Origin of the sequence: Mesorhizobium sp. M0816, assembly GCF_040320005.1 — a bacterium.
In the GTDB taxonomy this organism is placed as follows: domain Bacteria; phylum Pseudomonadota; class Alphaproteobacteria; order Rhizobiales; family Rhizobiaceae; genus Mesorhizobium.
The window spans coordinates 172,525-185,420 of the sequence record NZ_JAMYOT010000008.1; the positions used below are offsets into that span (position 1 = coordinate 172,525).

At 62.7% G+C, this 12,896-nt stretch carries 12 protein-coding genes; 10 read left to right on the plus strand and 2 right to left on the minus strand.

Going from position 1 to position 12,896, the window contains the following annotated elements; genetic code table 11:
- The first annotated feature begins 71 nt into the window (after nucleotides 1-71).
- The 7 genes from NKI17_RS14820 to NKI17_RS14850 all read left to right on the plus strand — a co-directional run bounded on the left by NKI17_RS14820 (nucleotide 72) and on the right by NKI17_RS14850 (nucleotide 6,160).
- Entirely contained in the window at nucleotides 72-929 is an 858-nt protein-coding gene (locus tag NKI17_RS14820; protein ID WP_352796509.1) for a LysR family transcriptional regulator, read from the plus strand.
- A gap of 138 nt (nucleotides 930-1,067) precedes the next feature.
- A complete protein-coding gene (gene efp, locus NKI17_RS14825) occupies nucleotides 1,068-1,634 on the plus strand; it encodes an elongation factor P (RefSeq protein ID WP_023678016.1) in 567 nt (188 codons plus the stop codon).
- Between the two features lie 81 nt (nucleotides 1,635-1,715).
- A complete protein-coding gene (locus NKI17_RS14830) occupies nucleotides 1,716-2,516 on the plus strand; it encodes an inositol monophosphatase family protein (protein WP_023678017.1) in 801 nt (266 codons plus the stop codon).
- 99 nt (nucleotides 2,517-2,615) lie between these two features.
- Nucleotides 2,616-3,323, plus strand: a complete 708-nt coding sequence (gene trhA, locus NKI17_RS14835) for a PAQR family membrane homeostasis protein TrhA (protein ID WP_023678018.1) — start codon at nucleotides 2,616-2,618, stop codon at nucleotides 3,321-3,323.
- Between the two features lie 115 nt (nucleotides 3,324-3,438).
- The gene (locus NKI17_RS14840) at nucleotides 3,439-4,464 is read left to right on the plus strand and encodes a MotA/TolQ/ExbB proton channel family protein (RefSeq protein WP_023678019.1); all 1,026 of its coding nucleotides are present in this window, start codon (nucleotides 3,439-3,441) and stop codon (nucleotides 4,462-4,464) included.
- Nucleotide 4,465: 1 nt separating this feature from the next.
- Nucleotides 4,466-5,497, plus strand: a complete 1,032-nt coding sequence (locus tag NKI17_RS14845) for a peptidoglycan -binding protein (RefSeq protein ID WP_023678020.1) — start codon at nucleotides 4,466-4,468, stop codon at nucleotides 5,495-5,497.
- Between the two features lie 264 nt (nucleotides 5,498-5,761).
- A complete protein-coding gene (locus NKI17_RS14850) occupies nucleotides 5,762-6,160 on the plus strand; it encodes a hypothetical protein (RefSeq protein WP_352454908.1) in 399 nt (132 codons plus the stop codon).
- A 79-nt stretch (nucleotides 6,161-6,239) separates the two neighbouring features.
- On the opposite strand, the gene NKI17_RS14855 is transcribed toward NKI17_RS14850, so the two are convergent.
- Nucleotides 6,240-6,590 (minus strand): DUF1304 domain-containing protein, encoded by a 351-nt coding sequence (locus tag NKI17_RS14855; RefSeq protein WP_352906234.1) that lies wholly within the window; start codon nucleotides 6,588-6,590, stop codon nucleotides 6,240-6,242.
- A gap of 181 nt (nucleotides 6,591-6,771) precedes the next feature.
- On the opposite strand from NKI17_RS14855, the gene NKI17_RS14860 reads away from it, so the two are divergent.
- Both NKI17_RS14860 and NKI17_RS14865 read left to right on the plus strand, forming a co-directional pair.
- Nucleotides 6,772-8,256: a carboxypeptidase M32 gene (locus NKI17_RS14860; protein WP_352906236.1), complete on the plus strand. Its 1,485-nt coding sequence runs from the start codon at nucleotides 6,772-6,774 to the stop codon at nucleotides 8,254-8,256.
- Nucleotides 8,257-8,462: 206 nt separating this feature from the next.
- Nucleotides 8,463-10,490: a DUF3857 domain-containing protein gene (locus NKI17_RS14865; protein ID WP_352906237.1), complete on the plus strand. Its 2,028-nt coding sequence runs from the start codon at nucleotides 8,463-8,465 to the stop codon at nucleotides 10,488-10,490.
- Between the two features lie 118 nt (nucleotides 10,491-10,608).
- On the opposite strand, the gene NKI17_RS14870 is transcribed toward NKI17_RS14865, so the two are convergent.
- Complete coding sequence (locus NKI17_RS14870; RefSeq protein WP_352569580.1) at nucleotides 10,609-12,411, minus strand: ABC transporter transmembrane domain-containing protein; 1,803 nt, start codon at nucleotides 12,409-12,411, stop codon at nucleotides 10,609-10,611.
- Between the two features lie 204 nt (nucleotides 12,412-12,615).
- Here NKI17_RS14870 and rpmE point away from each other — a divergent pair, with 204 nt between their 5' ends.
- Nucleotides 12,616-12,837: a 50S ribosomal protein L31 gene (gene rpmE / locus NKI17_RS14875; RefSeq protein ID WP_006327661.1), complete on the plus strand. Its 222-nt coding sequence runs from the start codon at nucleotides 12,616-12,618 to the stop codon at nucleotides 12,835-12,837.
- Nucleotides 12,838-12,896 lie beyond the last annotated feature (59 nt).

The window sequence follows — 12,896 nt, forward strand, 5'->3', positions numbered from 1 at the left end:
TTGCCATCCATCGGATTTCAAATTCATAATGTTCAGGATAATTATGCTTCCATGACATGTTCGGGTGTATCGTGCTTGAAGAACTGAAAACACTGGCCCTCTTTGCCGAGGAGGGTTCGATTCAGAAGGTGGCGCAACGCCTGCCGTTGACGCAGCCGGCCGTCACCCGCCAGATCCAGCGGCTAGAGGAGATGCTCGGCACGGAATTGCTCGACCGCCGGCTAAAGCCGTCGCGACTGACCCCGGCCGGCGTAGAGGTGCTGGCACGCGGCAAGGAAATTCTCGCCGCCGTCGACGCGCTGAGATCATTCGCCAAGGGCAACGAGCCGGAGGGCCTGCTGCGGCTCGGCCTCGCGCATGGACTTTGCGACAAAGCCGTGGCCGCCGCCATTGCTGATGCCGTGGCGCGGTTTCCGAAGGTCTCGCTGCGTCTGAAGAGCGGCTGGAGTCTTGAGCTGGCCGACCAGCACAAGCGCGGACAGCTCGAACTCGCCTTCATCCTGGACGGCAGCAATTCCAAAGCTGGCGACGGCGTTGTCGGAACCGAGCCCCTCGGCATCATCGCTGCCGAAAACACCAGCCGGCAAGCCGACGTCAAGACCATGCCCTGGGTCCTCAGCCCTGAACCCTGCGACGCGCGCCGGCGGCTGGCGGCTGCCCTGGCCGAGGGCGGCCACAGGTTGATGGTCGGCGCCGAGATTCAGGACAGCGCGCTGCAGATCGACTGGGTTCGTCGAGGCCAAGGCCTTGGCCTGCTGCCCAAGCGGCTGCTGCGGGAAAAGCTGCCTGAGGGCATTGCCCTGGTCGACGCTCCCGGCCTCGAGCTGTCGCTGCGAATTGTCGTCCTGCGTTCGCCGCACCTGCATCTTTTGACAGAGGTCGCCGACGCAGTGACCGAGGCCGTCACCGCGACTGTCAGGGCGGACTGAGGCCGCCACGGCGCGCTGCCGGGCCAGCTTCGTTCCCGCTTCATCGGAAGGCGCTCCTTGCCTCTGCTGGCGATTTGTGGTCTTGGAGGCGCCAAATTGCCCTTTGCGGCGATCATCTCATTTCCGGATCACCTCACCATGGCCAAGATCAATGGCAACGAAATCCGTCCCGGCAACGTCATCGAGCATGATGGCGGCCTTTGGGTGGCCGTCAGGACCAACACCGTCAAGCCCGGCAAGGGCGGCGCCTACAACCAGGTCGAACTCAAGAACCTGATCAACGGCACCAAGCTCAACGAGCGCTTCCGTTCGGCCGAGACGGTCGAGCAGATCCGGCTCGATCTGAAGGATTTTTCCTTCCTCTACGAGCAGGGCGACGCGCTGGTGTTCATGGACACCGAAAGCTACGAGCAGCTCGAATTGCAAAAGGAGTTCGTCGGCGATCGCGCCGCCTTCCTGCAGGACGGCATGATGGTGACGGTCCAGCTCTATGACGAAAGGCCGATCGGCATTTCGCTGCCCGACCAGGTGACGCTGACCATCACCGAGGCCGACCCGGTGGTGAGGGGCCAGACGGCAGCCTCGTCCTACAAGCCGGCGATACTCGAAAACGGCATCCGCGTGCTGGTGCCGCCGTTCATCGGCTCGGGCGAGCGCATCATCGTCGATACCAACGAAATCACTTATGTGCGCCGCGCCGACTAAGGCGTGATCCCAAAGAGTTGCAGACTTTTTGGATAAGATCATGCGTCAAGGCAAATAGGCGCAGCGACAGGAAGAACAGCAATGGCGCGTTCCGCGATCCTCAATGTCATGGTCCAGGCCGCAATGAAAGCCGGCCGCTCGCTGTCGCGTGACTTCGGCGAAGTGCAGAACCTGCAGGTCTCGATGAAGGGGCCGGGCGACTATGTCAGCCAGGCCGACCGCAAGGCCGAAGACATCGTCTTTGCCGAACTCTCCAAGGCGCGGCCCGGCTACGCCTTCCTGATGGAGGAACGCGGCGTGATCGAGGGCGACGACGGCCAGCACCGCTGGATCGTCGACCCGCTCGACGGCACCACCAATTTCCTGCACGGCATTCCGCTCTTTGCCGTTTCGATCGCGCTGGAGCGCCAGGGCCAGATCGTCGCCGGCGTCGTCTACAATCCGGCGATGGATGAACTCTATACCGCCGAGCGCGGCGGCGGCGCTTTCATGAACGACCGCCGGCTGCGCGTCGCCGGCCGCACCAAGCTGGTCGATGCGGTGATCGGCTGCGGCATGCCGCATCTCGGGCGTGGCCAGCACGGCAATTTCCTCATCGAGTTGCGCAATGTCATGGCCGAGGTCTCTGGCGTCCGCCGTCTCGGCTCCGCCTCGCTCGATCTCGCCTACGTCGCCGCCGGCCGCATGGACGGGTTCTGGGAAACCGGCCTGTCGGCCTGGGATGTCGCCGCCGGCATTTTGCTGATCCGCGAGGCGGGCGGTTTCGTCTCCGATTTCGCCGGGGGACAGGATGTGCTGAACGCCGGTTCACTGGTCGCCGGCAACGAACTCATCCAGCGCGCGCTGTTGAAGACTATCAAAAGGCCACTCTCAGCCGGCTGATAGAGGCACGCCGCGCTGAACCGCCGCAGTCGCAAAACCGCAACCAAAGCTTGAAATACTGTCCCGCGGCCGCCCAGATAAGGTGGCGCAGGATCATCGATGACGAACAGCCGGCCCCAACCCCAGAGCGAACTCTCCCAGCTCGACATTCCCTTTATGGGGCGCTGGCATTACTCGCGCGCCGAGATCATCGCCGACGGCATTGTCCACGCCGTGGGCATCGTGCTGGCGATCGCTGCCGGCTCGACGCTGCTGGCACTGGCCGCCTATCGAACCGGCCCCGGCGAATACGTTGCCGCCGCCTTCTATGTAGTCTCGCTGCTCACCGTGCTGTCGGTTTCGCTGGCCTACAATGTCTGGCCGGTGTCGTCGCCGGCAAAATGGATATTGCGGCGCTTCGACCATGCCGCGATCTATCTGCTGATCGCTGCCACCTACACGCCTTTCCTGGCCCAGCTCGGCGGCTCGCCGCTGGCCGTTTCCATGATCGTCCTGGTCTGGACCGCCGCGGCGGTCGGCATCGCCATCAAGGTCTTTCTTCCCGGCCGTTTCGACCGGCTTGCGATCGTCTTCTACCTGGCCATCGGCTGGAGCGGTATCGTTCTGGTGGAGCCGCTCGTGCGGACGCTGCCGGCGACATCGATCGCGCTCATCGTTGCCGGCGGCATCGTCTACTCCTGTGGCGTGATCTTCTTCGCCTGGAAGGGCCTGCGCTTCCACAATGCGCTGTGGCATGGCTTTGTCGTCACCGGCGCCGGCCTGCATCTGGCCGCCATGGTCGACTGCCTGGTCATCAACCGGCTTTGACCTCCGGTCGCGGACAGTGGCAATATTGCCAAGCGCCATTCAATTTCGTCACAATTCCGTTTAGAGTCGCAAACACAAATTGATCGGCGGCGACGGCATCGGAAACGGGGCACGGATGACTCTTCTCAGATCCTTCGGCATGGGCAGGCGCTCCGACGTTCTGATCTACGACCCGCACAAATTGTCGAGCCCGCAGGTGTTTCTGCTGACCATGGTGATCTTTCTGTTCATCGTGGCCTTCATCGCCGCCATCCTGACCCGCCAGATCTCGACCGCCTTCGTCACCAATCCCGGCCTCAACGGCCTGATCATCGGCGTGCTGGCGGTCGGCATCCTGCTGGCCTTCGTCCAGGTCGGCCGGCTGTTCCGCGAGGTGCGCTGGGTCAACTCGTTCCGCGCCGGTTCCGAAACCACCGAACCGGTGTTGCTGGCGCCGATGAAGGCGATGATCGGCCGCTCCTCGACGATTGCTTTCTCGACCAGTTCGATGCGCACCATGCTGGATTCGATCGCCACCCGCCTCGACGAAAGCCGCGACACGTCGCGCTACCTTGTCGGACTGCTGGTGTTCCTCGGCCTGCTCGGCACCTTCTGGGGCCTGCTCAACACGATCGGCTCGATCCGCGAAACCATCGAGTCGCTCGATCCCGGCACCGGCGATGCCGCGGCCGTGCTCGAATCCCTGAAGCAGGGGCTTTCCGCTCCGTTGGCCGGCATGGGCACCGCCTTCTCGTCCTCGCTGTTCGGCCTCTCCGGCTCGCTGGTGCTCGGCTTCCTCGACCTGCAGGCCGGCCGCGCCCAGACGCGCTTCTATACCGAACTCGAAAACTGGCTGTCCTCGGTCACCGACCTGTCCTCCGACATCGTCGTTGCCGACGCGGCCAAGACCGAACCCTCCGAGGAAATCCGGCTGTTGTCGGAAAAGCTGCGCACTCTGCAGGAGAATGGCGGCGGCTCCAATCCGCGCGTCGCCACCGCCATGGCCAATCTCGCCGACGGCATTTCCGGCCTAGTCAAGAACATGCGCTCGGAACAGCAGATCATGCGCGACTGGGTCGAGGCCCAGTCCGACGAGCAGAAGGCGATGCGCAACACCCTGGAGAAGATCGCCGACGCCTTGAAGAAGCCTGGAGTGCATTGACGTGGCGTTGGCACGAGGCCGGCGCTCCGACCGCCGCATCGATTACTGGCCGGGCTTCGTCGATGCGCTGTCGACGCTGCTGTTGGCGATCATGTTCCTGCTCACGGTTTTCGTGCTGGCGCAGTTCCTGCTCGGCCGCGAGATCTCCGGCAAGGACACGGTGCTCAACCGCCTCAATTCGCAGATCAACGAGTTGACCCAGCTTCTGGCGCTGGAACGCTCGACGACGCAGGACAAGGAGGACACCCTTGCCAATTTGCAGGCGTCGCTGTCCGCGTCGGAGGCGGAAAAGAGCCGGCTCGAGCAATTGCTGGCGCAAGGCGCTGGTGCCGGCGATGCCGCCAACCAGCGCGCGACGGCACTTTCCGGCGAGCTCGACAGCCAGCGCCAGATCAGCCAGCAGGCGCTGAGCCAGGTCGAGATCCTCAACCAGCAGATTTCGGCGCTGCGCAGGCAGATCGCAGCGCTCGAACAAGCGCTCGACGTGTCCGAAACGCGCGACCGCGAATCCAACACCAAGATCGCCGATCTCGGCCGCCGCCTCAACGTCGCACTGGCGCAACGCGTGCAGGAGCTAAACCGCTACCGCTCCGATTTCTTCGGCCGCTTACGTGAAATTCTTGCCGACCGCGAGAACATCCGCATCGTCGGCGACCGCTTCGTCTTCCAGTCGGAAGTGCTTTTCCCGACCGGCTCCGAGGTGATCAACGATGCCGGCAAGGTCGAGATGAAGAAGCTCGCCGATGCCATCATCGAATTGCAAAAGGAAATCCCGCCGGAGATCAACTGGGTGCTGCGCGTCGACGGCCACACCGACAACAAGCCGCTCTCCGGTACCGGCCGCTACCGCGACAATTGGGAATTATCGACGGCGCGCTCGACATCGGTGGTCAAGTTCCTGATCGAGAACGGCGTGCCGGCCAACCGGCTGGTCGCGGCCGGCTTCGGCGAATTCCAGCCGCTCGACCCCGCCGATACCGAAGAGGCGCGCAACAAGAACCGCCGCATCGAGTTGAAGCTGACCGAGCGGTGATCTGCAGGCCTTTGGCTTGTATCATGCGCCAGGTCGGGCCGGCTCAAGTCGGCGGCATTTAGGGCACTGGTGCGGCAGCGGCAAGCGCTGAAAAAATTACCTTTTTTTAATTACACTTTGCCGCCATGGCCTTTTAGCCTTGGTCATGGGCCGAGAACCGCCGGCGGTGGAACCGCTCATCGCGACGCGACGGAACCTGACGGCCCGCGGCCGGAAGGCAGGACCCTCCCAACCACCGCCTTCCCCAGTAAAGGAGACGCAACCATGCGCTTCTTCGCTCCCAGGAATCTCAGGACTGCTACGCTCGCCACACTGCTCCTCGCCGTTCCGTTTGCTGGCGCTTACGCCGGCCCGCGTGCGACGGCCTTGATCAATCAGATCCAGAGCGTGGAGACGGGTATCCAGGGCGCCATCCGGGCGAACAAGCTCGAGCCGGGCGAGGCACGTGACTTGCGCACGCAGGTCGCTCAACTCGATCGGGCCGCCCAGAGGGCCGCACGCGATGGAACCATGCCGAGCACGCAATATCAGCAGTTGCTGGCGCAGCTCGACGATGTCAGCCAAAAGCTGCGCGCTGACACCGGCAGTGCCTTCCTCATCGGCAACGGCGCCGATGGCGGATACTATCCCAACGGCTATGGCCCAACTTATCCAGGCGGCTGAAATCGGCCGCAGCGCCCGGCGCTGTGGCAATTGATTTTGCGCATGATCCTTTTCCAGCTTTCGGTTAAGGGATCATGCGCTAGCCCAACGCCAGCGCAATCAGCGCCAGCACTGCCGGCACTGTCTGGATGAACACGATTTTACGGCCCGCCGTCGCTGCGCCGTAAAGGCCGGCGATGGCGACGCAGAGCAAGAAGAAGACTTTGAACTGGAAACCGGCTTCGCCGAAGTAAAGCCCCCAGATCAGCCCGGCTGCGAGAAAGCCGTTGTAAAGCCCCTGATTGGCAGCAAGCACTTTCGAGGCACTGGCGAATTCCGGCGTCAGCCTGAATACCATATGGCCGCGCGGCGTGTCCCACAGCACCATCTCAAGATAGACGATGCAGAGGTGGATCACGGCCACCAGCCCGACCAGCACATTGGCGATCATGTTTCGTCTCCGCATCGCGGTCTGCCGCCGCGGACGACATTGATCACGCACGCCGCCGCTTCCACAAGATGCTTTTCGGCCGTTGCAGCTGGCAGTCGATGCGTCGATCGCGGACGGCTTCGGGGTTGCCAACACTTTTGCATTGGTATCTTTTCCCGCCGTCAAATCAGCGGAACCCACAATGTCCTTTCAAAAACTCGACGACCTCGGCCACAAGCTCGAAGCGCTGGAACACGCCCTCGCCATCCTCGGCGCCGACGAGGCGACCCATATGGCGGTCGGCGGCGGCGAGAAGCGCGCAGAGGCAATGTCGGCGCTTGCCGGCATGCACCATGCCCGGGCGACTGCGCCGGAGATTGCCGACTGGATCGCGGCGGCCGAGCAGGAGGCGCTCAACGAAGAGCAGCAGGCTGCGGTCAGGGAATTCCGCCGGCAATACACCAACCTGACCTGCCTGCCGGTCGAGTTCGTCGAGCGCCAGACGACCGCGCGCATGCGCTCCGAGCAGCTCTGGCGCGACCTGCGCGCCAAGAACGACTGGGCGGGTTTCCTACCGGCGCTCGAAGGCGTCGTGGCGCTGGTCCGCGAGGAGGCGGCCCTTCGCGCCGAGGTGCTCGGGCTCGAGCCTTACGACGCGCTCATGGAGCAATATGACCCGGGCAATCGCGCCGCCGACATCACGCCTGTGTTTGTCGAGTTGAAGACCTTCCTGAAAGGCTTCGTGCCGGAGGCACTGGCCGTGCAGGAAGAGCGGCTGGCGAAACATCCGCTGAAGCCGCTTTCCGGCAGATACCCCTTGGACAAGCAGCGCGAGCTTGGCCTCGCCATGATGGCGGCGGTCGGCTTCGACCTCACCCACGGCTCGCTGTCGGTTTCGCACCATCCCTTCTGCGGCGGCGTGCCGAGCGACGTGCGCATCACCACCCGCTACAAGACCTCGGATTTCCTGTCGGCGCTGATGGGCGTGCTGCACGAGACCGGCCATGCGCTGTACGAGCAGAACCTGCCGAAGGCGTGGGCGCACTGGCCTCTGGGCAGAGCGCGCGGCATGGCGGTGCATGAAAGCCAGAGCCTGTTCGTCGAAAAGCAGATCGGCCGCAATCCAGAATTCTGGCGCTGGGCGCTGCCGGTGGTCGAAAGACACCTCGGCGAGAGCTGGACGATCGACGACATCCTGCCGCATGTACACCGGGTCGAGCGCGGCCTGATCCGCGTCGATGCCGACGAGGTCACCTATCCGCTGCACGTCATCCTGCGCTACGAGCTGGAGCAGGAGCTTGTCTCGGGACGGCTGAAAGCAGCCGACCTGCCCGAAGCCTGGGATGCCAAGATGCGCGATTATCTCGGCCTGTCGACATCAGACAATCCGGCTGACGGTCCGATGCAGGACGTCCACTGGCCGGGTGCCGCCTTCGGCTATTTCCCCTCCTACACGCTGGGCGCCATGATGGCGGCGCAGCAATGGGCGGCGCTGACCAGGGATCATCCTTCAGCCGACGAAGACCTCGCCAAGGGAGATTTCGCCGCGATCAACGACTGGCGCCGCAAAAGGATCTGGTCGCAAGGCTCGCGCTGGTCGAAACCGGAACTGCTCGAACGCGCTACCGGCGAAAAGCTCGATGCCGCACATTTCACTGACCATCTGAAGAAGCGGTACGGGAACTGAGCCGCTTCGTCTATTCCAGGTTCTTGCCGCGGTGACTGCAGAAATCCGCGAAACTGGCCTTTACTTTGGTGGGAAAGCCTCTGAAAAAGGAGTTCTTCCAAGTTGGGCGAGCGTAGATGTCTGTCTGTTACAGTTTTCATAGGATGAAGTCTTTCTGGCCCCGCTTGGTATTTTTCATCTTATTGATCGGCCTGAGTTCTCCGGCCATGTCCGACGACATGGTTCTCAAGGGTCCGGCAGAAAGCTGGGTAAAGCAGCTTGATATTCCGGCTGCCGATCCCACCCGATCGGATCAAATCAAGAATGGCGTTTCATGGCTGCTCTCGGACGACCAGATCAAGCATCGCGCCGGCGGCTATGTCGAGTACTCGCGCACCGTCTATAAAATCGTCGACCGTCCCGGCCTGGATCGTGGCGCGAGTATTGATCTGCAGTTCGATCCGTCCCGGCACAAGGTCACGCTCAACCATCTTCACATCATCCGCGATGGCGCCGTTTTGGACCGGCTGGAAGGCGTCGAATTCGACATCTTCCGCAGGGAAAGAGACGCCGAGAAGGGCGTCTTCGACGGCTGGCTGACAGCACATGTCAACATCGATGACGTGCGTGCCGGCGACATCGTCGATTACGGGTCGACCTACGAAGTAACACCGCTGGTCGGCAAGGACCTTTTCTTCAAGAATTTCTCCACCGAATGGGAAGAGCCGGTAGCGCTTATCCGCACAAGCATCATTTGGCCCTCGGGCCAGCCGCTCCAGATCAAGACAAGGGGAACCCGACTTAAGCCCTCAATCTCCCCGACTGGGCCGGACATCACCTATCTGTGGGAAATCTCAAACCCGAAACCGGTCAATGTCGAGGACAACCTGCCCGTGACCAATCCAGGCTGGGGCTCCATCGATGTCGCGTCTACCGCGAATTGGCAAAGTGTGGTCGATGCCGTTGCGCCCTATTACAAGCCAGCGACCGTTTTTCCCTCGGCTTTTGCCGCAAAGCTCGACGACATCGCTCTGCGGCATCCGGTGCCCGAAGACCGGATGGTCGAGGCAATGCGGTTGGTGCAGGACCAGATCCGCTATGTAAGCCTGTCGATGGGTGCCGGTTCCTACGTTCCGCGTGATCCCGCGACGGTCATCCTGAGCGGGTTCGGTGACTGCAAGGACAAGGCCCTGCTGCTGGTTTCGTCGCTTGTGCGGCTTGGCATTGCTGCCGAGGTTGCCTTGGCCGATCTCGACGAGGGGCGGGCCCTGGACCAGCATCTGCCGGCGCTCCGCGATTTCGACCATGCCATCGTCAAGGCAAGGATCGGAGCAAAGACATATTGGCTGGACGCCACGAACTATCTTCAGGGCGGCAGGGCGCACAATCTCGCACAGCCGGACTACGGCTTCGCGCTGCCGCTTTCCAGCACCGGCGGGTTGGAGAAGATGCCGATTCCTGTGCTTACCAGCCCATCGATCCAGATCGCCGAGGAATTCGACTTTCCGCGGAAACCGGGCGATCCCCTCGTGCTGACGGTCTTCTCGACATATGAGGACGCCGATGCCGATTGGATGCGCGGCAATTTCGCCAGCCGGTCGCTGAGCGAGGTGTCGGACGCCTACCTGAAATACTACAACAAGCAATATCCGGGCATCCAAACCATCGCCAAGCCGGAAATCGTGGATCGCCGCGACGGCAACATAGTGAGCGTGAAGGAAAGTTATCGCTTGCCTGCGGAGGCGCTGGCGGCCAACGATCTGGCAAAGAATTTCCCGATCCGCGCGGCCGATCTCGGCAACAACTCTCTTCCAACCCCGACAATCGTCGACCGAACCGGGCCCGTCTCCCTCGGCCCCCAGTTCTACCGCCGCCACAAGGTGACCGTGCGCAACCTCAAGGCGAGGTTTTCCGGCGAGTCGATGAAAAACGTCGTGACGCCCTATCTGTCTCTCAAGGCGTCCTGGTCCAACACGCCCACCGAATTTCAAGTTGAATGGAACTTTCAGACGCTGGCGACTGAAGTACCGGCCAAGGCGATTGCCGATTATCTGAAAACCGTCGATGACGTCGCAGACCAAATTCGCTGGCAGTACGATTTTACCTATGAAGAGCCGCCTGCCGATGTGCAGCTCAGCGATCCGGCAAAGGAGCAGCGACAGACCGTCGCCAGCATGCTTTTGTTGTCGTTGCTTGTCGGCGTTCCCCTGTTCATCGCCTATCGACGCGGCAAACGCCGAGCTTTCGGTAGCTGAAGAATCCCGGCGGCCGCTGGGGACCATGATCCCGAAAAGTGGATGCCGGTTTTCGGAAAAGATCATGGTCAAACAAGAAGATGGAGCCTCATCCCGATTTCATCGGGATGGAGCGATGCTACTCCGCCGCGCCCCTGAAAGCATTCGCCCCGGTATCGAACTGCAGCTTGGCCAGCCGCGCATAGATGCCGCCCTTGGCGACCAGGCTCTGATGCGTGCCTTCCTCGACGATGCGGCCGCCATCCATGACCAGGATGCGATCGGCCTTCAGCACGGTTGCCAGCCGATGGGCGATGACGATCGTGGTGCGGCCCTTCATCAGCCGGTCCAGCGCCGTCTGCACCAGCGTCTCGCTTTCGGCATCGAGCGCCGAGGTCGCCTCGTCGAGCAGCAGGATAGGCGCATCGCGCAGAATCGCGCGGGCGATCGCCACGCGCTGGCGCTGGCCGCCCGACAGCGTCACGCCGCGCTCGCCGACCTGGCTGTCATAGCCCTTTTCGAGTTTCAGGATGAACTCGTCGGCAAGCGCGTCCTTCGCCGCCGCCTCGATCTCGGTCTGGCTGGCGCCAGGTCGGCCAAAGCCGATATTGTCGCGCGCGCTCGCGGCAAAGATGGTGACGTCCTGCGGCACGATGGCGATGCGCGCGCGGATCGCGGCCGGATCGGCCTCGCGCAGATCGACCCCGTCGATGACGATCCTGCCGGCCTCCGGATCGTAGAAGCGCAGAAGCAGCGAAAACACCGTGCTCTTGCCGGCGCCGGATGGCCCGACGATCGCCACCGTCTCACCGGGTTTGACCTGAAAGCTCAGGCCATGGACGGCGGCGCGGTCGGGCCGGGCCGGATAGGAGAAGGAGACATCGTCGAAGCTGATCGCGCCTCTCGCCTTTGCCGGCAGCGGCTTCGGATCGGCGGGCGCCTGGATCGCGGGTTTCTCGGCCAGGATCTCGGTCAGCCGTTCGGCAGCGCCCGCTGCCTGGGACAGTTCGCCCCAGACCTCCGACAGGGCACCGAGCGCGCCGGCGGCGAACACCGAATAGAGCAGGAATTGACCGAGCGTGCCCGGCGACAGCGTGCCGTCGAGCACGTCCCGCGAACCGAACCACAGCACCGCCACGACTGACGAAAAGATCATAAAGATGGCGAAGAAGGTGAGAAAGGAGCGGGCAAAGATCGAGGCCCGCGCCGCTTCGAACGCTGCTTCCACGGCGGATGAAAAATACCCGGTGACAAGCTTCTCGTTGGTGAAGGCCTGCAGGGTGCGCACCGCGCCGATCTGCTCGCTGGCGTAGGCGGTGGCATTGGCCAGAGTATCCTGCGCCAGCCGTGACTTGCGCCGCACCGAGCGGCCGAAGGCGACCAGCGGCAGCACGATTAGCGGAATGGCCGCGATGACCAGGCCGGACAGTTTTGGGCTGGTGAAGACCATCATCGCCACGGCGCCAAGGCCGAGGATGACGTTGCGCAAAGCCACCGAGGCGGTGGCACCGACGGCCGATTTGACCTGTGTCGTGTCGGCGGCGAGCCGCGAGACGATCTCGCCCGACTGGGCTGTATCGAAGAACGAGGGCGACAGGGTGGTGACGTGGGCAAAGACATCGCGGCGGATATCGGCAACGACGCGCTCGCCGAGCGTGATGACGAAATAGTAGCGGCTGGCCGATGCCGCCGCCAGCACGGCGGCCATCACCACCAGCATGGCGAAATATTCGGCAATGAAGCTGGAATCGGAGGCGGAAAAGCCGTGGTCGATCATCCGCCGCACGGCCAGCGGCAGCGCCAGCGTCGTCGCCGCCGCGACGGCCAGAGAGACGATCGCGCCGATGACCATTTTGCGGTAATGGGTGATGTAGGGAAACAGGCGCTGCAGCGGCCTCAGCGAGCGCCTGCGCTCGTCTGCATCGCCGCTGATGTTCGCCATGACCGTTTCCTTTGGCCCTTTGAGGTTTGCGCCATCAATATGCGCTTGCCGCGGCCTTGTGATTCAATTCCGGCTGATGTATAGGCTCGCCGACCGTTTTAGAAGCCGTGGCTCCTCAATAGCTGCGGCTTCGAGTTTTAAAAAGGGGCGCATCGACGCAGGCTTCAGCCCGTCGGCAGCACCCGGCAAGCCAGGAACAGACCCATGAAGACCGATATCCATCCCGACTACCACACCATCAAGGTCGTCATGACCGACGGCACCGAATACATGACCCGTTCGACCTGGGGCAAGGAAGGCGATACGATGAACCTCGATATCGACCCCACCACCCATCCGGCCTGGACTGGCGGCCAGCAGACCCTGCTCGACCGCGGTGGCCGCCTGTCGAAGTTCAAGAAGCGTTTCGAAGGCTTCGGCCTCTAAGCCGCATTGGCGTTTCGCAGATCGAGAAACCCGCCTTCGTGGCGGGTTTTTTATTGCGA